The following is a 20,081-nucleotide window of genomic DNA, read 5'->3' as shown; positions in this document are numbered from 1 at the left end:
TGCTATTAAAGCGTGAAAATTATGCGTTATATTGGTTTTTATTAAAATTTAATTGTGCTTAAGTCTAATTGTTCAGGAGGTGGGAGATTTAAATGCCATAATGAAATAAAGTGTAGTCTTTTATAACAAATAAAACATAATAACAAATAAAAACAACAAATAACGTTTACTCTGCTACAGATTATTAAGTGAATATACTAAAGTGGTAATACCTAGCTTTAAATTTCCGTAACTAATTGATTGGTGAAAGTTATTTATGCGTATTAAAACGAGGTTAATATTTAATCTAATCATTCCTAATTTTAAAGAAATATATTTTTAATTGGGGTGGAGGGATTTATAAATAGTAGATATGTATTATAAGTATCATTAAAGTTAATTTTCATTTTTAAATAAGAGACCGTTATTTTTAATAACGGTCTCTTAAAAGATAGTTAAAGTTATTTCTGTGTTGCCGATTTCATTTTAAATACAAATTCTGTTAATGTTTTTAGCAGAACATCAGGTTTATTTAGGTTATTTTCAATGATTTTTACTATAGCTGAGCCAGAAATAGCGCCGGCCGCACCATTTTTAATCGCTTCTCTAACTTGTTCCGGTTCTGAAATACCGAAGCCTTGTAATGCAGGCGCTGCTTGATACTGATTTAACTTATCAATCAAGTGAGTTAACGGCATTTCCGCACGTTTCTCTGTACCTGTTACACCTGCACGAGATAATAAATAAGTGTATCCACGGCTATATTGCCCAATTTGTTGTAACAATGCATCATCACCATTTGGCGGGCAAATAAAAATTGGGGCGATATTGTGCGCTAAAGCTGCTTCACGGAAAGCCTTTGACTCATTCATTGGAACATCTGCAACTAATACGGAATCAACACCTGCTTTCTCACAACGGATATAAAAGTTTTCAATCCCATTAGTAAACACCAAATTCGCATATACCAATAAGCCGATTGGTATAGTAGGGTGCTTTTCCCTTATACGGCCCAATAACTCAAAACAGATAGTCGGAGTAATTTCGCTTTTAAATGCGCGTAAATTGGCATTTTGGATCGTAGGGCCATCAGCGAGAGGATCAGAAAAAGGAATGCCTATTTCCAAAGCATCTGCACCACCTGAAATTAATGCATCGATAATTTTTAACGATAACTCAGCATCAGGGTCGCCTAATGTAACAAATGGAACAAATGCACCTTGATTGTTACGGCTTAAACGCTCAAAAAGTTGGGAATAACGTTCCATTAAATTTCTCCTTTGCTGGCCAGAATATCATGCACTGTAAAAATGTCCTTATCTCCACGGCCTGATAAATTTACGATGAGTAATTGTTCTTTATTTGGTTGTTGCTCTGCCATTTTTAATGCATAAGCGAGTGCATGCGATGATTCTAATGCAGGAATAATACCTTCTTTACGAGATAATAACTTGAAGGCATTAAGTGCTTCATCATCGGTAATGGAAACATACTCGGCTCGACCAATACTATTTAAGTGTGCGTGTTGAGGGCCAACAGAAGGGAAGTCTAACCCCGCAGAAATGGAGTAGGACTCTTCAATCTGCCCTTCATTGGTTTGCATCATTGGGGACTTCATACCAAAATATATGCCTACACGACCGTGTTTTAATGGTGCCCCGTGTTGGCCTGATTCGATTCCCAATCCTGCAGGTTCCACACCAATTAATTTGACGTTTTCTTCTGGTATAAATGAGGCAAATAAACCAATCGCATTGGAGCCACCACCAATACAGGCAATAACGGCATCAGGTAAACGACCTTCTTTTTCAAGAACTTGTTGTTTTGCTTCGTCGCCTATCATGCGTTGAAATTCACGTACAATGGTTGGGTAAGGGTGAGGCCCTGCGGCTGTCCCTAATAGATAATGGGCATTATCATAGCTACCAGACCAGTCCCTCAATGCTTCATTACATGCATCTTTGAGTGTGGCGGAACCACTGTACACAGGGATAACTTCAGCTCCCATTAATTTCATACGAAATACGTTAGGCGATTGGCGTTCAACGTCTTTAGCCCCCATATAAATACGGCATTTCATATTTAATAATGCGCAAGCTAAAGCAGTTGCCACGCCGTGCTGTCCTGCGCCTGTTTCCGCAATAATTTCAGTTTTGCCCATGCGTTTGGCGAGTAAAGCTTGGCCTAATACTTGGTTGGTTTTGTGGGCACCACCATGTAATAAGTCCTCACGCTTTAAGTATAATTTGGTCTTTGTACCAGCGGTTAAGTTTTGACAAAGTGTCAGGGCCGTAGGGCGACCTGCGTAGTTTTTAAGAAGGTCGTGAAACTCTTGCAAAAAACTAGCATCATTTTGCGCTTCAATAAAAGCATCTTCTAATTGGTTTAAAGCGGGAATAAGAATTTCTGGGACATATTGTCCACCAAACTCGCCGAAATACGGATCTAATTTGCTCATTGTTTGTTATCCATCTCGTCAATTAAATTGGGTCTAAATATTGTTTATTACTACTAAGGCTATCGTTATCTAGTGGTTAGCTATGTGTTGATTCCGCGAATAAAGTTGATAGCACTAAGTTTATTTTTTGTTCACTTTTAATTCCGGGCTCAATTTCCACCCCTGAATTAAAATCAAGTCCATTACAAAGTAATTTCGATGCTTCAAGGCAATTTTGGGCATTTAGCCCACCTGCGATCATAAAACGTTGATTAACAGATTGCGGGATGGTGCTCCAGTCGAAAGTTTTCCCTGTACCGCCATGGCCATTATCTAGCAACAAAACATCGACACCTTGGGTGTCATAGTGAGACAAATCCACTTGTGACATATCGACTGCTTTCCAGATTTCACAATAACTGGGGAGCAGGTTTCTCAGCGTTGCTATATACTCTTGATTTTCTTGTCCATGTAATTGAACCGCGGATAACGCAAGGCGCTGAGCAATATGAGCAACAAAATCAGCTGACTGATTGCGAAAAACCCCAACGTATTTTAAGGGGGCAGCATGAATAATGTTTTGTGCTTGTGACAGCGTCACTTTACGTGGGGAACCTTCAGCAAAAATTAATCCCCCAAAGCAAGCACCCGCATCTAATACTGCTTTTGCGTCTTGTTCACGAGTTAAACCACAAACTTTATGTTCACCAACTAATAAACGTTGTAGCGCTTTATCAAGATCAGTTTGTTCCATCAACGCACTGCCAATTAAAAAACCATTAGCAAATTGGTTAAGCGATTGAATATGTTGGTGTTGATGAATGCCTGATTCGCTGATAACAATTGTGCCTTGCGCTAATCGAGGGGCAAGCTCACGTGTCCGGTTTAAATCAATGGAAAGGTCACGTAAATCACGGTTATTGATACCCACGACTTTAGATTTTAAAGCAATCGCTCTTTCTAATTCTTCTTCATTACTGACTTCTGTTAACACGCCCATATTGAGTTGATGAGCAACTTGAGCTAAAGCGATATATTCATCATCACTTAGGACTGATAACATCAATAAGATAGCGTCTGCTTGGTAATATCTAGCTAGATAAATTTGATATGAATCAATGATAAAGTCTTTACATAATACAGGTTGCTTTACTGCCTGACTAACAATAGTCAGGTAATCCATATTACCTTGAAAATATTTTTCATCAGTAAGTACGGAAATCGCAGATGCATAAGGTGCATAGGTTTTGGCGATCACTTCTGGGTCAAAATCTTCTCTGATTAGGCCTTTAGATGGAGACGCTTTTTTGCACTCCAAGATAAAAACAGGGCGTTTTGCACTGAGCGCATTATAGAAGCTACGTTGACTAGGCTGAACCTCATCGATAAAGGCACTTAAAGGTTGTTTCGCTTTACGTTCAATGAGGTAGCTGGCTTTATCATCAACAATTTTTTGTAATACGGTTGCTTTCATGTTATTGGTTCCTTGCCGCTAGTGCAGTGACGCGGTCAAATGCTTTACCGCTACGGATAATTGCGAGTGCATGTTCACTATTTTGTTTTAGATTTTCATGGCCATTAATGCGCATTAACATCGCGACATTAGCCGCAACAGCGGCTTCATGAGCAGCTTTACCGTGCCCCTGAAGCAAGTTGCTTAGCAATACGCGGTTCTCATCTGGGGTTCCCCCTTCTAAATCAGTTAACGCATAGGGCGTTAAGCCAAAATCCTCAGCGGTTAACTGATAATAGTGTAAAGCACCATCTTTTAATTCAGCCACTTGTGTGGGCGCGTGTAGTGATACTTCATCCATCCCTCCACTGTGTACCACAGCTGCGCGTGTAAAACCAAGCATCTGTAATGTTTCAGCAACAGGTTTGACTAGTGTTTCTTGATAGACGCCAATAAGTGCGATTGGTGGGCGAGCTGGGTTAATCAACGGACCGAGTACATTAAATAAAGTGCGTGTTTTAAGTTGTGTACGTACCGGGGCCGCATGGCGAAAACCGCTGTGATATTGTGGTGCAAATAAAAAACAGACGCCAAGCTCATCTAGTGCATCGCGCGCACTTTGAGCACTTAGATCAAGAGCAATACCAAATGCGGCGAGTAGGTCAGAAGAACCGGAGCGGCTTGATACGCTACGATTACCATGCTTAGCGACTTTAATACCACATTCTGCGGCGACAAAGGCACTGGCCGTCGAAATATTGATACTATTAGCCCCATCACCACCAGTACCAACAATATCACTGAATGTATAATTAGGGCGAGGGAATGGCTGTGCATTTTCTAAGCAAGCCAGTGCAGCACCTGCAATTTCTTGGGGCTGCTCACCACGCATTTTCATACTGATCAACACCGCAGCTAATTGGGGCTCAGTTAACTCACCTTGGATAATAGCGTTAAATAAAAACTGGCTTTCTTGTTGAGTCAGTGGTTGTGCTTTAAATAATTTGTCATAAATATTTTGCATAATTGGCTCTTTAGTATCCCGTTAGTGCGAATGAGTGGTGGTATTTTCATTGGGTGTAGAAAGAGCCCATGCCACGGTATTTTCTAACAACTGTTTGCCTGTGGTTGTTAAAATAGATTCAGGGTGGAATTGGAACCCACAGACTCGGTCACTATCATTGCGGACTGCCATAACCATGCCATTTGATTGCGCACAAATTGTCAGGCTGCTAGGGATTTGGCTACCAACTAATGAATGGTAACGGGCTACAGAAATTGGGTTTTCAAGATTAGCAAACATGGCGAGTTCATCGTGAGTTGCGATAGAGGATTTACCATGTAATATTTCACCAGCAGCAGAAACAGTCCCACCATAAGCTTCAACAATAGCTTGGTGTCCTAAACAAATACCAATAACTGGAATTTTGCCTTTTACCTGCTGTAAGACTTCTGGCATTGAGCCCGCCGCGCTTGGTTTCCCAGGCCCAGGAGACAGAACTAAAATAGGGGAATCCATATTGTTTAATACTGACAGAATATGCGATGCGCTGACGGTATTACGGTAAATAACCACTTGATGTCCGCCAGAGCGTAGCTGGTCTACCAAGTTATAAGTAAAGGAATCTACATTATCGAGCAGTAAAATATTCGCCATTAAAATAACTCCTTTACTTGGTGTGCTTGGGCAATTGCGCGGATCACCGCTCGTGCTTTATTACGGGTTTCATCTGCTTCAGCTTGTGGTGAAGAATCCAATACGACGCCTCCGCCAGCTTGTACCGTTGCAATTCCATTTTCGACATAGGCGGAGCGAATAACAATGCAAGTATCAAAATCACCATTTCCTTGGAAATAACCAACGGCACCGCCGTATGAGCCGCGTCGTTCCTGTTCATTTTGGGCAATTAACTGCATGGCTTTTACTTTTGGTGCCCCAGTAAGGGTGCCCATATTCATACAAGCTTGATAAGCATGAAAAATATCTAAGTCTTGGCGTAATGTTCCTACAACGTGAGAAACCAAATGCATAACAAAGGAATAGCGGTCAACTTTAGTTAAATTAGCTACATAACGGCTGCCAGCTTCACAAATACGCGCTAAATCGTTACGAGCAAGGTCTACTAGCATGATGTGCTCTGCTAATTCTTTTTCATCTGAGCGCATTGAGAGTTCAATACGGCTATCTAAATCGAGGTCTAAATCTCCCTGCGCATTACGCCCACGAGGACGCGTTCCAGCGATTGGGTAAATTTCCACTTTGCGGGTTTGGGTGGCATATTTCAGTGCGCTTTCTGGTGAAGCACCAAATAGGGTGAAATCTTGATCTTGCATGTAAAACATATATGGGCTTGGGTTTTGCAACTTCAGTTTTTGATATGAAATCAATGGGTGTGCACAAGGCATGGTAAATTTACGTGAGGGGACAACCTGGAAAATATCACCACGGTAAATAGCTTCTTTTAAAGACGTAACGATTGCACCATACTCTTGGTCGCTTTTATTTACTGTCACGGTAAAATTGGGCGCCGACTCAAGGGGAAGCTCAGGTAAAAAAGGGCGGCATGAAACGATAATTTGTTCATGTCTTTGTTTTACGGTTTCTATATTCTGTTGATTATCAGAAAAAATACAGCTTTTGATCCGTGCAGCCTGATTTTGATGGTCGATCACTAAATAATGTTCGGCGACAAAAAAACAATAGTCGGGGCATTGATTAACGCTCTTAACCTCAGGTAAATCTTCAAATCCTGCAACTAAATCGTATGCGAACAGACCACCAACAAATAGTGTTTCAGGTTTAGTCGAATAAGCTTGAGCAATTGTCGGTAGCGCTCTTAAAACATCCAAGCTAGAAGGGGCTTTAAGGCGATTATCTTCATCCAGATCTTGTTTCGGTTGGTTAAATGATACCGTTAATAGATTGTCACTAAGGTCGTGATGAGCTATTCGTCCATTAAGCTCAGCTAATAGCTTTGGTAATAGGGATTGACCATTAGGAGTTAAAGCTTCTATTTCAACACGCTGAGTAAATGCGCGTATACGTAGCGCACTATTAACAATCAGCAAACTTTGTAAATTCGCTTTGTTATTAACCTCGGCAGATTCCAATAACATCGTGGATGGAACCTGCTGACACAGGTGATTAAATAATAATGTTGGGTCTGGCTGATAGTTAATTGGGCTATCCAGATACTTAAAATGTGCTAATGTGGTGTTTTGTTTGTTCATTTTGTTGCCTTACGCTAATTTTAGACATTAAAAAACCCGCCGTAGAAAGGCGGGTTCGGCACTGAGACATACAATAACTATGCGCGTGCGGCTTCCGCCCAATTTGGGAAGTCACGCCACCAACGATTTGTTAGGTTAAATAAAGTCATGATATGCCTCACTGGATAAACTGATTAATTATTGGCGCCAAGCCATCTTACGTACTAGTTAACTGGATCATGTCTTTAGTGTCAAGCACTTTGTTAATTTATTAGGAAAATAGTTGTTAATGGAAATTGGAGAAGATACCACCATGCCGCAAGCAGCAACGTCATTATTGACTCGTTATGATTTACATAGTCATACGATTGCTTCGGATGGGGAGCTAACCCCTGAAGCGTTAATTGAACGTGCGATAACCATGGGCGTAAATATTTTGGCTATCACAGACCATGATACTTGCGATGGTGTATTGCAAGCGAGACGTTATTTGGCTGAAAATGATAGGCCAATTGAACTTATCAACGGCGTAGAAATATCCACTCTTTGGGAAAATATAGAAATACATATTGTGGGGCTAAACTTTTCTACGGAGCACCCCGCAATGATTAAATTGCTGGAAGAACAATCAGCTCGTCGATTAGAACGTGGAATAGAGATGGGGCGTCGTTTGCAAAAAGCTGGCATTGACGATGCATGGGAAAATGCACGAAATATTTCTGCCGGTGGGCAAGTGACTCGTGCGCATTTTGCACAATATATTGTTAAAATTGGTAAAGAAAAAACGATTAACAATGTATTTAAACGTTATTTATCAAAAGGCAAAACAGGGTATGTTCCTGCAAAGTGGTGCTCTATTCACGAATCTATCGAAGCCATTCACGCCGCGGGTGGGGTCGCTGTTTTAGCGCACCCATCTAAATATCAACTATCAAATAAGTGGTTGAAACGCCTTATTGCTTATTTTAAGCAATGTAATGGTGATGCTATGGAAGTTTCCCATTGCCAACAACCTCCAAATGAAAAGCAGTATTTAGCTGAGCTTGCAAAAGTTGCTGAGCTACGAACCTCAGTTGGTTCCGATTTTCATCGACCATGTTCTTGGATAGAACTGGGGCGCAATTTATGGTTACCTGATGATGAACAGGCCGTTTGGGCGCAGTGGGCTGAAGTAAAAAACACCTAATACTTTGATGTATTAACAATGCGGTGTAAAATAACCAGTATGGATAATGATTTATTTCACATAAATCATTTAATTGAATAAATAGATAGTACCATTTATAGGTATTTTGCCGGGTGATGCTGTCGATACTACGAAAAGTAGAGGTATGTATGAGCCAGTTTTTTTATATCCATCCGGACAACCCTCAGACGCGGTTAATTAGCCAAAGCGTTGAAATCCTAAATAAAGGTGGTGTTGTTGTTTATCCGACAGACTCAGGTTATGCAATAGGTTGTCGTTTAGAAGAAAAAGATGCATTGCAACGCATTTGCCGTATCCGCCAACTCGATACCAATCATAATTTCACACTAATGTGCCGTGACCTTTCTGAATTATCCAATTATGCCCATGTTGATAATACGGTATTTCGTTTAATTAAAAATAATACACCCGGTAATTATACGTTTATTTTACGTGCAACCAAAGAAGTCCCGCGCCGTTTAATGAATGAAAAACGTAAAACAATTGGTTTACGAGTGCCTTCTAATCCTATTGCAAGGGATCTACTTGAAGCGGTGGGAGAGCCGTTAATGTCGACCAGTTTAATCATGCCTGGTGATGATTTTACTCAATCTGATCCTGAGGAAATTAGGGATTTATTGGATAAACAGGTCGATTTAGTGATCCACGGTGGTTACATCGGGCAAAAACCAACAACAGTCATTGATTTTACGGATGACACGCCAGTAGTTGCTCGGGTCGGTACTGGAGACCCATCGCCTTTTGAGTAATGTTTAGCTAATAAAACACTGTGTTTATATAGCTAATTATATGAAAATGTATTGAAAGTGCGATATTCTGATAAGTAATAGGGCTTCAAGATAAACCTGTGTATAATACGCGGGTTTACAAATTCAATACTTTTTGGAGAGGGTAAACATATCACTCCCAAAAGTCATTTGACGCCTGTGAAGGCGACAGTAGAGGGTTACATGAGCGCTAAACCGCAAAAAACTGAAAAATTACAAAAAATCCTTGCCCGTTCTGGGCATGGTTCCCGTCGTGAAATCGAAACATTCCTGCAGGCAGGTCGTATTAGTGTTGATGGTAAAATTGCAACATTAGGTGACCGAGTAGAAGTTACAGCAGCAACAAAAATCCGTTTAGATGGCCGTTTATTAGCGATTAAAGAGCCTGAGAAAGAGATTTGCCGTGTTATGGCGTATTATAAGCCAGAAGGTGAATTATGTACTCGCCATGATCCTGAAGGCCGTCCTACTGTTTTTAATCGTTTACCGAAGTTAACAGGGGCTAGGTGGATTGCCGTTGGCCGTTTGGACGTCAATACGAGTGGGTTATTATTATTTACGACAGATGGTGAATTAGCGAATCGGTTAATGCACCCAAGCCGTGAAGTCGAACGTGAGTACGCGGTACGTGTTTTTGGTGAAATTAACGATGCTAAAATTCGCCAATTAACCACTGGCGTGCAATTAGAAGATGGTCCTGCTTCTTTTAAAACGGTTTCATATCGCGGTGATGAAGGGATGAACCAATGGTATAACGTGACGTTAACAGAAGGGCGTAACCGTGAAGTTCGACGTCTTTGGGAATCAGTCGGTGTTCAAGTAAGCCGTTTGATCCGTGTTCGTTATGGCGACATTGATTTACCAAAAGGGCTTCCTCGTGGCGGGTGGACAGAGCTTGGTTTACAACAAACCAATTATCTTCGCGAATTGGTTGAACTAGCACCTGAAACAGAAAGTAAGGTTGCTGTTGAACGAGACCAACGCCGAATTAAAGCGAACCAAATTCGTCGTGCGGTGAAACGCCATACACAAGTTACAGCACGCCCTGCAGCTAAGCGTCAATCATCAAGGCCGACAGCGAAGCGTCGTACACGTATCTAATTTCGTAATAATCATTATTTCATTATTAAAGAAAAGCGCTAAGGGATACCGATGCGCTTTTTTATTCGCGAAAATAATTATGTTAAGTGTGTAGAAGGTTACAGTTAGCACTACTTTAAAGAAATATTAAGTTTTATCACTTATTGAACTAACTTCGTCATAAGACCATCAATTATTAAATTAATGGTCTAGCTCACATTATTATTAAACCCATCAAGAATAGATAACATTTATGAGATACATGTCTCATTTTAATGTAACTAAAAAACTTAGTATTACCTCTCATGTGAGATGTCCCTCACATAATTTCTGCGTTATTTATTGATAGTAATAGAAAAATAAGCAGTTAAACATTTTACTTACACGTTAGCTAGACAGTTTATCCAGATGAATAAAGAATGGTTTTTAAGCGGATAAACCTTGAATAAGGATAAGAAATGAAAAAAATAACACTAACTCTGAGCGCGGTTGCTTTGGCATTAAGTTTTACTGCAACTTCTCAGGCAAAAATACCAATGCCAGAAACAGTCAGCCCTGGTGTGACAGTCGTTGAATTAGCGCAACAGCAGCCTATTCATTGGGTTTCCATTGAGCAAATCAAACAAAGCTTAGAAGGCAAAGCCCCAATGGCGGTTGGTTTTGATATTGATGATACAGTGTTATTTTCGAGCCCTGGTTTTTATCGTGGTAAATTAGAGTTTTCACCAAATGATTTTAGCTATCTAAAAAACCAACAGTTTTGGGAAAAAATGAACAATGAATGGGATAAGTTTAGTATGCCAAAACAGGTGGGTATTGACTTAGTCAAAATGCACTTAGACCGTGGAGATACTGTTTATTTCATTACTGGCCGTACTAAAACAAAAACTGAAACCGTCACTCAATATGTTCAAGAAGGTTTAGCTATTCCTGAAGATAAAATGCAGAAAGTTATTTTTGCAGGTGATGAACCTGGTCAAAATAATAAAGTAAGCTGGATGCATGACCATAAGCTGACTATTTATTATGGTGATGCAGATGCAGATATTGCAGCAGCTCATGAATTAGGTATTCGTGGTATCCGTATTTTAAGAGCGGCAAATTCCTCTTATCAGCCATTGCCGAAAGCAGGGCGTTTTGGTGAGGAAGTGGTGATTAACTCAGAATATTAATTCTGAACGACAATTAATGAAAAAGGAGACGTTTATCGTCTCCTTTCTTATAACTTAAGTAAATTAGTTGGTTACAATAGAATCGATAATGACTCGATTGCCTGTGATGGTACCTGTTGTGCTATTAGTAACGATAGGGCTTGTGACCTTAGTTGTATTTGAAGAACGCAAAGTACCATATTGATTGTTGACCCGATTTTTTGAATCAATTGTCAGGTTTCTACCTGCATCAATGCTTCCTGAGTAATTTTCTAATAAACCCACATCAAGTTTTTGGTTATTAGCGCCTAAGATCTTCCCATAATTATTGTTAAGTGTTGATTTAAGCTTAACATCAACATCATTACGTGAAGCTGAAATATTATTCACGTTTGCAGCAATAGAACCATTAATATTGTAGAGAGTATCCCCTTGAATTTTTACAGTACCATTATTGGTTTGCAGACCACCGTTCTGATCCACCAAGCCAAACTTAGCATTAGCCTGTTTAAAGTCAGCACTATTGTTATTATTCAGATGACTGGTTTCGATGTTTAAATTGTTTTCTGAATGAATTAATCCAGCTTGGTTATCAATATTAAATGCCTTAATGGCTAGATTATTTCCTTTAATATAACCTGAGCGATTATTTAATATATTCGAATTGATAGCCATTTGACCATTATTTGAAATAATAGTGCCAGAGTTATTGATCTGGTTAGCATTGATATTCATTAACCGACCACTGTCTATTTTTGATGATGCATCATTGTTTAATGATACCGATGCATCAATATCCATACGACCATTAGCTGTCTTTATCTCAGAGTTAGTTTGAGTCAAAGACATGGTACTGATCTCCGCACGGCGTTGGGCGATGATTTTGCTATCTGCTAAGTTTTCAATTGATGATTGTGAACTGATAACGGCATCTCTACCTGCAGTGATATTGGAGTTTTGATTTACAACATGCACTGCACTGATATTGATATCACGAGCAGAATTGAACCCTTTAGATGGGTCATTAGGGTTACCTTGATTATCTCGATTATAGATAATATTCATGGAATGGATATTCATATCGCCTTTTGAGGTATTGAATGAGCCATTATCGTTAATCAAAGTATCAGACGTTGAATTTATATTTTGTAATGCGGTGATTGTTCCTCCATTATTGCTTAATTGCCCCAATGTCGTTAAATTAATATCATTGTTGTAAGATGTGATTTCACCCTGATCATTATTGATGGTACCCGTACCTGCAACGGTGATATTGACGTTTTTATTACCAACCAGATGGCCGTTATTCGTTACAGCTGTTGCTTTAATGTTTAAATCTTTAGCGGCATTGACCCTTGCGTTAGTATTATTGACGCTACCTGCGCTATCAATCGTGATGGCACCATTATGAGTAATGATATCCCCCGCATTAGCAACACCCACTCCGCTTTCAGTGGCAATTAATGAGATTTTATTTGCATACATGCCACCCATAGCAGAAATATCGATGCCGACACTAGGTTTAGTGCCAATAGCTGTCGTTGAACCAATAACTTCACCAGAGGCATTGACTTGATTATTACCAGCAACAACGTTGAGACGCTGGGCATCAACAATACCATTAATCGCTACGGAACGAGCAATGATATCAGTTGGAGAATTAGCGTTAAAACTGCCGTTAATTGCGATTTTTCCTTGCTGTACATTATAGTTAGCAATAGAACCATCATTGGCTAGGTTGACTTTGCCTGTCGTCAGAGTCGCGTGATTGGTATTGATAAAGCCACAGTTATTGCAGGTGATACCTGAAGCGTTAGCAACGATAACTTGTGCTTTCCCTCCGGCTACTTCAATCATTCCGTTTAGGGTGGTTGCTGTATTAGAATTTACTTCATTTAAAATCACTTTAGCTCTATTACCACCAGCAACATTACCATTACTACCGATTTTGCCACCAAGAATGGTATTAGAGTTTCCTCCATTGTTATTTAAAATAACGCCTTTTTGGTCAACATCAAATTTACTATACACATTATGAGAGACCCCGCCTTGACTTGGTTTATTAATATAAACAACGGTAGGGCCATTACCTTGATTTAATATACCTGCACCATTCGTTGAGACAATCTCAGCTTGGGCTACTGTTGTTGAACCGACGATCATGGAAACGCATAGAAAGAGTGGCTTAAATTTCAATGTGGGAATATTGAAATTATGGTTTAAAATATTCTGCATATATATCCCTTAAAATAGGTAAGTTTTAATTAAACTAATAATCCTTTCTGGCTGTTTAATTATGCAGGTATATTGATTTTAATAAAATTAATAATATTAACGTGAATATATTGTTTATTGTTTTTCAATAAATAACTAAAACCGCATAAATATAGATGATGATCTATTAACTTCAACCAAAACTCTTAATTTTCAATTTGTTATAATTACTCTATTTCTGTAATACATGGTATTTTTACTCAGGCAATTATACTTAATGAATTGGAATTGATAGGTTAAATTAAGTCGGCTGCATTAATAATTTTTATATTCTTAGCTTATGCTATAAAATATCATTATTTAATGATAAGTCTGAAATGTAATTATTTGAGGGAAAACAACAATACAAGTTAACAATAAATGAAAAACTTTATAAGTTTATTATTATTTTGCACTCTTATTTTGAGTGTCAATAAGGGCTGGCTAGATTGCAGGGGTCATAGCCCAAAAAATGATTGGACTATGACCATTTAAATATTACAAATTACCAGTCAATTCCTTTTTGTGCTTTAATCCCTGCATCAAACGCATGTTTGATAGGCCGCATTTCAGTTACTGTATCAGCCAATTCTAACAAAAAGCGATGACAAGCCCTACCAGTGATAATAACTGATTGGTTTTCTGGGCGGCTTTGTAGTGCTTGGGTGACTTCATTTAGATCAAGGTAGTGGTAGCTCACCATATAAGTTAGCTCGTCTAGAACCACCAAATCGTATTGTGGGTCACTGAGTAATTGTTTGGCATGTTGCCATGTCTCAAGGCAGGCAAGGGTGTCTGTTTCTTTATTTTGGGTTTCCCATGTAAACCCAGTGGACATCACGTAAAAAGGTACGCCTTGTGGTTCTAATAGCTCGCGTTCGCCATTATCCCAACTACCTTTGATAAATTGTATGACACCCGCTTTTTTACCATGCCCAATTGCGCGGCAAACAGTACCAAAAGCAGCGGTCGTTTTACCTTTACCGTTCCCTGTGAAAATAATTAATATTCCACGTTCAATTTGCGCCGCTTCAATGCGCGCATCCACCTTGTCTTTCAAACGTTGTTGACGTTCTTCGTGTCGGCTTTGAGACATAAATTATTACTCCGCTGCACCAGCCTTACGACCTGGTTGTGCATCATAACTTTCCCCTGTTTTACGGAGGCTATCATCACCCATTAAATAAATATAAATAGGCATAATATCAGCAGGGGTTTTCAGTTTAAGAGGGTTTTCTTCTGGGAAAGCACTTGCACGCATGCTAGTTCTTGTTCCTCCAGGATTAATACAGTTTACACGAAGATTACTTTGTTTATATTCTTCTGCTAAAACTTGCATTAAACCTTCAGTCGCAAATTTTGATACGGCATAAGCACCCCAGCCAGCACGCCCTTGTTTACCAACACTTGAGCTAGTAAAGACTAATGAGGCATTAGGTGCGCGAAGTAGCAGAGGAAGTAATGCTTGGGTTAACATAAAGGTAGCATTGACATTAATTTGCATGACATCATGCCAAAGGTCAGTCGGCTGCTCAGTGATTGGTGCAACCACACCGAGCATCCCTGCGTTATGTAAAACACCATCTAAATAGGGTTTTGTATCAGAAATTTTTGCAGCCAATGCATGGCAGTCATCGATAGTAGCAGTGAGTAAATCTAATACATAGCAAGGGGATTTCTTCCCAGATAAAGCGGCGATTTCGTCGCTAACGGTTTCTAACTTGTGCTGTGTTCTACCAACTAGGATTAAGGATGCACCAAAACGTGCGTAAGTGAGAGCGGCTTCGCGACCAATACCATCACCGGCACCGGTTACGAGTATGGTTTTTCCTTTCAGTAGGTCTTGTCGAGGTTGATATAGGAGCATATTCTTTCCTATCATTATGTTTAACATGTATTCTTATCATCGCATTGATTACGATTATTGGCTAATCTAACACAGATATCTACTAATTATATTGTGTTAATGACTGTTTTTTTCTGGTTGTTTACTGACAATCGTGAGATTATTTTTGTATTGAAGATAAATATCAGAAGGATCAAGTTGTGGAGTATTTCTCTTTGTATGGGTTATTTTTAGCAAAAGTCATAACAATCCTTGTGGCTGTTGTTTTGCTAGCTGTTTTTGTGTTTGGTGTTGGTATGCGCCGTCAAGGTACAAAAGGGGCATTAAAAATCACTGATTTAGGTGAAAGCTATCGTGAACGCCAGCGCCAAATGCAGCAAGTAAAAATGAATGAATCAGAACATAAGGTCTGGCTGAAAGCATTTAAAAAACAGCAGAAAGTTAAATCAAAAAGTGAGAAAACTGGGGCAAAACTGGGGCAAACCGGCGTTAAAAAACCGTGTTTATATGTCTTAGACTTTAAAGGTAGTATGGATGCGAGAGAAGTTTCTTCTTTACGAGAAGAAATCAGTGCAATCCTTGCCGTTGCTGACCAGCGAGATGAAGTTTTGTTAAGGTTAGAAAGCCCTGGTGGGATGGTGCATGGTTATGGTTTAGCTGCCTCGCAATTATTAAGGCTAAAAGAAAAAAATATTTCACTGACCATTGCTGTTGATAAGGTTGCTGCAAGTGGTGGCTATATGATGGCCTGTATTGCTGATAAAATTATTGCTGCACCATTTTCTATCATTGGGTCAATTGGTGTTGTTGCACAAATACCTAATATTCACCGTTTACTCAAAAAACACGATGTAGATGTTGAGTTGCACACTGCTGGTGAATATAAACGAACGCTAACCATGCTTGGTGAAAATACGGAGCAGGGGCGTAAGAAATTTGTGGAAGACTTAAATTCAACTCATGAATTATTTAAGCAGTTTGTACATCAAAATCGACCTACCTTAGACATAGCATCTGTGGCTACTGGTGAGTATTGGTATGGTTCACAAGCCATAGATAAGGGATTGGTTGATAAAATTGGCGTGAGTGATGATGTCATTATTAACGCTATAGACACCAAAGAAGTGGTGAGTATTCGTTATGTATTAAACAAAAAAATGATGGATAAATTTATGGGGAGTGCGGCAAATAGTGTTGATAAATTGTTACTCCGCTGGTGGCAACGAGGCCAAAAGCCATTATTATAATTTTAACTGTAACCTCGTAAATAAATCATTTTAGTCCTAAAATTAATTACCGGCCTTAATCGCCGGTAATTTTTATTAAATAGCTTAATAGTTAACTAATTGTTATTACTTAGTTGGTATTGTTCAGATAGAACATGAGCTAGGTGTTTGTACATATTAAAAGCAGCCGTACTTTTTAATGTGGGAATATTATTTTCATCTAGAAAAAATTCCCCTTTAAACACAAAAGTACCCCGATGTTGCTCAACAGCGTTGACAAACATGCCATGAATATAGTCATCATGTTTCTTTATGATATCATTAGCTTTTTCAAGTAACTCTTCTTTTGTAATGATTGGTAGATTATCTTGCATAACATGGCTTCCTTGAAAAAATAATTGGTTGCTTCTAGCATTTTATCAGGTAGAGTGTGTGTTTTTCAATGACAGCTAAACACATTTATTTGGTTAAAATCAGTGAACTAGAAGACTTTGTGTTCTTTTAGAATAACGTGACTGAGTTTATAAGTTTTGTTTCAGCACAAATAATTGTTTAAAAAATTATTGATATATTGTGATTGTGTCGCAATATAAAAAAGAGATTCTCATTTTGCGCATTTTAATGTAGAAATGCGCCATTGTTGATATTTAGGTAAAGGTAAATATGGGTAAAGCTCTTGTTATAGTGGAGTCCCCGGCAAAGGCCAAAACGATCAATAAGTATCTTGGCAGTGGCTACGTTGTGAAAAGCAGCGTTGGCCACATTCGTGATCTGCCGAAAAGCGGCTCTGGTTCACAAACCGGCTCACAAAAGAGTACAGGCTCATCTACCGACAAAACAAAGAAAGTTAAAAAAGATCCTCGTGATGCGTTAGTCAAGCGTATGGGGATTGATCCTTACCATGGTTGGGAAGCGAATTATCAAATTCTGCCAGGCAAGGAAAAAGTTGTTTCTGAACTGAAATCACTGGCAGAAGATGCTGATCATATCTACCTAGCAACGGACTTGGACCGTGAAGGGGAAGCTATCGCATGGCATCTGCGTGAGGTGATAGGTGGTGATGAATCTCGTTTTAGTCGAGTTGTGTTTAATGAAATTACAAAGAATGCCATCACACAAGCTTTTGATAGCCCTGGTGAATTAAATATTGATAGGGTTAATGCGCAGCAGGCTCGTCGTTTCATGGACCGTGTTGTGGGTTATATGGTCTCACCACTTTTGTGGAAAAAAGTGGCTCGTGGCTTATCTGCCGGTCGTGTTCAATCAGTCGCAGTGAAACTGATTGTTGAGCGTGAAAGGGAAATTAAAGCGTTTGTTCCTGAAGAATATTGGGAATTACACGCTGATTTAGCGGATAAAGACATTGCAAATTTACGCATGGAAGTTACGTCGCAATCTGGTAAATCGTTCAAGCCTGTTAATAAAGCGCAAACTACAGCGGCGGTAAAATTGCTTGAAAAAGCACGCTTTGAGGTTATTGACCGCGAAGACCGTCCAACCTCGAGTAAACCGAGTGCGCCTTATATTACTTCAACCTTGCAGCAAGCAGCGAGTACGCGCTTAGGCTTTGGGGTGAAGAAAACCATGATGATGGCACAGCGCCTGTATGAAGCTGGTTACATCACCTATATGCGTACCGACTCAACTAACTTGAGTCAAGATGCATTAGATATGGTTCGTGGCTATATTAATGACAACTTTGGCGCGAAATACCTGCCTAAAGATGCCAACGTATATAGCAGCAAAGATAATTCTCAAGAAGCGCACGAAGCTATCCGTCCTTCTAGTGTTGATGTGTTACCTGATTCACTAAAAGATATGGAAAATGACGCCAAAAGATTGTACCAATTAATTTGGAACCAATTTGTTGCATGTCAAATGACGCCTGCGAAATATGACTCTACGACCTTAACAGTGAAAGCGGGAGAGTTTGAACTGAAAGCCAAAGGGCGTACGTTACGTTTTGATGGTTGGACGAAAGTGATGCCTGCGCTGCGCAAAAACGATGAAGATAAAACGTTGCCACCTATCCAAGTAGGCACGGAACTATCATTAATCGAATTATTGCCTAGCCAGCACTTCACCAAGCCACCAGCGCGTTTTAGTGAGGCATCATTAGTTAAAGAATTAGAAAAACGGGGAATTGGTCGTCCTTCTACCTATGCAGCCATAATCTCGACTATTCAAGATAGGGGTTATGTTAAAGTAGAAAATCGCCGTTTTTACGCGGAAAAAATGGGTGAAATTGTTACTGATCGTTTAGAAGAAAACTTCAACGATTTGATGAACTACGATTTTACCGCACGTATGGAAAATCAGCTCGACCATGTTGCTAATCATGAGGCGGAATGGAAAGCGGTTCTCGATGAGTTTTTCTCTGACTTTAGTACGCAACTCGATGTTGCTGAAAAAGATCCAGAAGAAGGGGGAATGCGCACTAATCCGATGGTTATTACATCAATAACCTGTCCTGATTGTGAGCGGCATATGGGCATCCGTACAGCGTCAACAGGGGTATTCCTTGGTTGTAGCGGTTATGCATTACCACCGAAAGAGCGTTGTAAGAAAACGATCAATTTAATCCCTGAAGATGAAGTTCTTAACGTGCTTGAAGGGGATGATGCGGAAACTAACGCGCTAAGAGCTAAGCGTCGTTGCCCGAAATGTGGCACTGCGATGGATAGCTATTTGATTGATAACCAGCGTAAATTACATGTGTGCGGTAATAACCCTGCGTGTGAAGGTTATGAAATCGAAGAAGGTGAGTTCCGTATTAAAGGCTATGATGGCCCAGTTATTGAGTGTGACAAATGTGGTTCTGAAATGCACCTGAAAATGGGGCGTTTTGGTAAATACATGGGCTGCACCAATGAAGAGTGTAAAAACACACGTAAAATTTTAAGAAGTGGTGAAGTTGCACCGCCGAAAGAAGATCCAGTGCCACTACCGGAATTGCCGTGTGAAAAATCAGATGCTTACTTTGTATTGCGTGATGGCGCAGCTGGGGTATTCCTTGCCGCGAATACTTTCCCTAAATCTAGGGAAACTCGTGCGCCTCTAGTGGCTGAGCTACAACGCTTTAAAGACCGTCTGCCTGAAAAATTAGCCTATTTAGCAGAAGCGCCTGCTGAAGATGGTGAAGGTAATCCAACTGTTGTGCGTTTTAGTCGTAAGACTAAACAGCAGTATGTTTCTTCCGAAAAGAACGGAAAAGCAACGGGTTGGAGTGCTTTTTATGTTGATGGTAAATGGGTTGTCAAAGAAAAGTAACAGGTTACTTTTACGTTAAAAAATCAAAGCCAGTCAGAAATGACTGGCTTTGTTATTTAGAGGTGAATACCGATCTTTGGCCTTATTGAATGGCACTATTGTGATATAACCACCAATTATTAACTAAACTCAAATACAGCACCAAAGCGATAACAGATTTGTGCTAACTTAGATATTGTCATTAATAATGATGATTAAAACA

At 39.6% G+C, this 20,081-nt stretch carries 16 protein-coding genes and 1 other annotated feature; of the genes, 6 read left to right on the top strand and 10 right to left on the bottom strand.

The window, feature by feature from the left end:
* Positions 1 to 440 precede the first annotated feature (440 nt).
* From trpA to RB151_RS11670, 6 genes are all read right to left on the bottom strand, one after another.
* Positions 441 to 1,247 (bottom strand): tryptophan synthase subunit alpha, encoded by an 807-nt coding sequence (gene trpA / locus RB151_RS11695; RefSeq protein WP_048607265.1) that lies wholly within the window; start codon positions 1,245 to 1,247, stop codon positions 441 to 443.
* Complete coding sequence (trpB, locus tag RB151_RS11690; protein ID WP_042843659.1) at positions 1,247 to 2,437, bottom strand: tryptophan synthase subunit beta; 1,191 nt, start codon at positions 2,435 to 2,437, stop codon at positions 1,247 to 1,249. The genes trpA and trpB overlap by 1 nt, the downstream gene beginning before the upstream one ends.
* 76 nt (positions 2,438 to 2,513) lie before the next feature.
* Positions 2,514 to 3,890 (bottom strand): bifunctional indole-3-glycerol-phosphate synthase TrpC/phosphoribosylanthranilate isomerase TrpF, encoded by a 1,377-nt coding sequence (trpCF, locus tag RB151_RS11685; RefSeq protein WP_048607264.1) that lies wholly within the window; start codon positions 3,888 to 3,890, stop codon positions 2,514 to 2,516.
* A 1-nt stretch (position 3,891) separates the two neighbouring features.
* The gene (gene trpD / locus RB151_RS11680; protein WP_042843661.1) at positions 3,892 to 4,893 is read right to left on the bottom strand and encodes an anthranilate phosphoribosyltransferase; all 1,002 of its coding nucleotides are present in this window, start codon (positions 4,891 to 4,893) and stop codon (positions 3,892 to 3,894) included.
* Positions 4,894 to 4,914: 21 nt separating this feature from the next.
* Positions 4,915 to 5,526 carry a glutamine amidotransferase-related protein gene (locus RB151_RS11675; protein WP_042843662.1) on the bottom strand — a complete coding sequence of 204 codons (612 nt, stop codon included), beginning with the start codon at positions 5,524 to 5,526 and terminating at the stop codon, positions 4,915 to 4,917.
* Entirely contained in the window at positions 5,526 to 7,100 is a 1,575-nt protein-coding gene (locus RB151_RS11670) for an anthranilate synthase component 1 (protein WP_071548128.1), read from the bottom strand. Before RB151_RS11670 ends, RB151_RS11675 begins: the two co-directional genes overlap by 1 nt.
* 26 nt (positions 7,101 to 7,126) lie before the next feature.
* Positions 7,127 to 7,228: a sequence feature (Trp leader region), on the bottom strand.
* Positions 7,229 to 7,392: 164 nt separating this feature from the next.
* On the opposite strand from RB151_RS11670, the gene rnm reads away from it, so the two are divergent.
* The 4 genes from rnm (at position 7,393) to aphA (ending at position 11,305) form a co-directional block, all read left to right on the top strand.
* Complete coding sequence (gene rnm / locus RB151_RS11665) at positions 7,393 to 8,265, top strand: RNase RNM (RefSeq protein WP_048607286.1); 873 nt, start codon at positions 7,393 to 7,395, stop codon at positions 8,263 to 8,265.
* Between the two features lie 149 nt (positions 8,266 to 8,414).
* Complete coding sequence (locus tag RB151_RS11660; protein WP_042843664.1) at positions 8,415 to 9,035, top strand: L-threonylcarbamoyladenylate synthase; 621 nt, start codon at positions 8,415 to 8,417, stop codon at positions 9,033 to 9,035.
* Positions 9,036 to 9,236: 201 nt separating this feature from the next.
* The gene (gene rluB, locus RB151_RS11655; RefSeq protein WP_071548127.1) at positions 9,237 to 10,154 is read left to right on the top strand and encodes a 23S rRNA pseudouridine(2605) synthase RluB; all 918 of its coding nucleotides are present in this window, start codon (positions 9,237 to 9,239) and stop codon (positions 10,152 to 10,154) included.
* A 437-nt stretch (positions 10,155 to 10,591) separates the two neighbouring features.
* Complete coding sequence (gene aphA / locus RB151_RS11650; protein WP_042843666.1) at positions 10,592 to 11,305, top strand: acid phosphatase AphA; 714 nt, start codon at positions 10,592 to 10,594, stop codon at positions 11,303 to 11,305.
* A gap of 63 nt (positions 11,306 to 11,368) precedes the next feature.
* On the opposite strand, the gene RB151_RS11645 is transcribed toward aphA, so the two are convergent.
* The 3 genes from RB151_RS11645 to RB151_RS11635 all read right to left on the bottom strand — a co-directional run bounded on the left by RB151_RS11645 (position 11,369) and on the right by RB151_RS11635 (position 15,404).
* Complete coding sequence (locus tag RB151_RS11645) at positions 11,369 to 13,519, bottom strand: filamentous hemagglutinin N-terminal domain-containing protein (RefSeq protein ID WP_048607259.1); 2,151 nt, start codon at positions 13,517 to 13,519, stop codon at positions 11,369 to 11,371.
* Positions 13,520 to 14,042: 523 nt separating this feature from the next.
* Entirely contained in the window at positions 14,043 to 14,633 is a 591-nt protein-coding gene (gene cobO, locus RB151_RS11640; RefSeq protein WP_042843668.1) for a cob(I)yrinic acid a,c-diamide adenosyltransferase, read from the bottom strand.
* A gap of 6 nt (positions 14,634 to 14,639) precedes the next feature.
* Positions 14,640 to 15,404, bottom strand: coding sequence for a YciK family oxidoreductase (locus tag RB151_RS11635; protein WP_042843669.1), 765 nt, complete (start codon positions 15,402 to 15,404; stop codon positions 14,640 to 14,642).
* Positions 15,405 to 15,583: 179 nt separating this feature from the next.
* Here RB151_RS11635 and sohB point away from each other — a divergent pair, with 179 nt between their 5' ends.
* Positions 15,584 to 16,630 (top strand): protease SohB, encoded by a 1,047-nt coding sequence (gene sohB, locus RB151_RS11630; RefSeq protein ID WP_071548126.1) that lies wholly within the window; start codon positions 15,584 to 15,586, stop codon positions 16,628 to 16,630.
* 95 nt (positions 16,631 to 16,725) lie between these two features.
* Here the strand turns inward: sohB and RB151_RS11625 are convergent, their stop codons facing one another.
* The gene (locus RB151_RS11625) at positions 16,726 to 16,983 is read right to left on the bottom strand and encodes a DUF2498 family protein (protein ID WP_042843671.1); all 258 of its coding nucleotides are present in this window, start codon (positions 16,981 to 16,983) and stop codon (positions 16,726 to 16,728) included.
* Positions 16,984 to 17,272: 289 nt separating this feature from the next.
* Here RB151_RS11625 and topA point away from each other — a divergent pair, with 289 nt between their 5' ends.
* Positions 17,273 to 19,879, top strand: coding sequence for a type I DNA topoisomerase (topA, locus tag RB151_RS11620; protein ID WP_042843673.1), 2,607 nt, complete (start codon positions 17,273 to 17,275; stop codon positions 19,877 to 19,879).
* Positions 19,880 to 20,081 lie beyond the last annotated feature (202 nt).

This window comes from Providencia rettgeri, assembly GCF_001874625.1.
GTDB lineage: Bacteria > Pseudomonadota > Gammaproteobacteria > Enterobacterales > Enterobacteriaceae > Providencia > Providencia huashanensis.
Note: the sequence above shows the minus strand (reverse complement) of the source record. Positions and strands in the feature narration are given on the sequence as shown.

Excerpts from the sequence above, each read along its gene's own strand:
- RB151_RS11670 (WP_071548128.1), bottom strand. The coding sequence starts at position 7,100 with ATGAACAAACAAAACACCACATTAGCACATTTTAAGTATCTGGATAGC.
- rnm (WP_048607286.1), top strand. The coding sequence starts at position 7,393 with ATGCCGCAAGCAGCAACGTCATTATTGACTCGTTATGATTTACATAGT.
- RB151_RS11625 (WP_042843671.1), bottom strand. The coding sequence starts at position 16,983 with ATGCAAGATAATCTACCAATCATTACAAAAGAAGAGTTACTTGAAAAA.
- rluB (WP_071548127.1), top strand. The coding sequence starts at position 9,237 with ATGAGCGCTAAACCGCAAAAAACTGAAAAATTACAAAAAATCCTTGCC.
- trpCF (WP_048607264.1), bottom strand. The coding sequence starts at position 3,890 with ATGAAAGCAACCGTATTACAAAAAATTGTTGATGATAAAGCCAGCTAC.
- trpA (WP_048607265.1), bottom strand. The coding sequence starts at position 1,247 with ATGGAACGTTATTCCCAACTTTTTGAGCGTTTAAGCCGTAACAATCAA.
- aphA (WP_042843666.1), top strand. The coding sequence starts at position 10,592 with ATGAAAAAAATAACACTAACTCTGAGCGCGGTTGCTTTGGCATTAAGT.
- cobO (WP_042843668.1), bottom strand. The coding sequence starts at position 14,633 with ATGTCTCAAAGCCGACACGAAGAACGTCAACAACGTTTGAAAGACAAG.
- trpB (WP_042843659.1), bottom strand. The coding sequence starts at position 2,437 with ATGAGCAAATTAGATCCGTATTTCGGCGAGTTTGGTGGACAATATGTC.
- trpD (WP_042843661.1), bottom strand. The coding sequence starts at position 4,893 with ATGCAAAATATTTATGACAAATTATTTAAAGCACAACCACTGACTCAA.
- RB151_RS11660 (WP_042843664.1), top strand. The coding sequence starts at position 8,415 with ATGAGCCAGTTTTTTTATATCCATCCGGACAACCCTCAGACGCGGTTA.
- RB151_RS11675 (WP_042843662.1), bottom strand. The coding sequence starts at position 5,526 with ATGGCGAATATTTTACTGCTCGATAATGTAGATTCCTTTACTTATAAC.
- RB151_RS11635 (WP_042843669.1), bottom strand. The coding sequence starts at position 15,404 with ATGCTCCTATATCAACCTCGACAAGACCTACTGAAAGGAAAAACCATA.
- topA (WP_042843673.1), top strand. The coding sequence starts at position 17,273 with ATGGGTAAAGCTCTTGTTATAGTGGAGTCCCCGGCAAAGGCCAAAACG.
- RB151_RS11645 (WP_048607259.1), bottom strand. The coding sequence starts at position 13,519 with ATGCAGAATATTTTAAACCATAATTTCAATATTCCCACATTGAAATTT.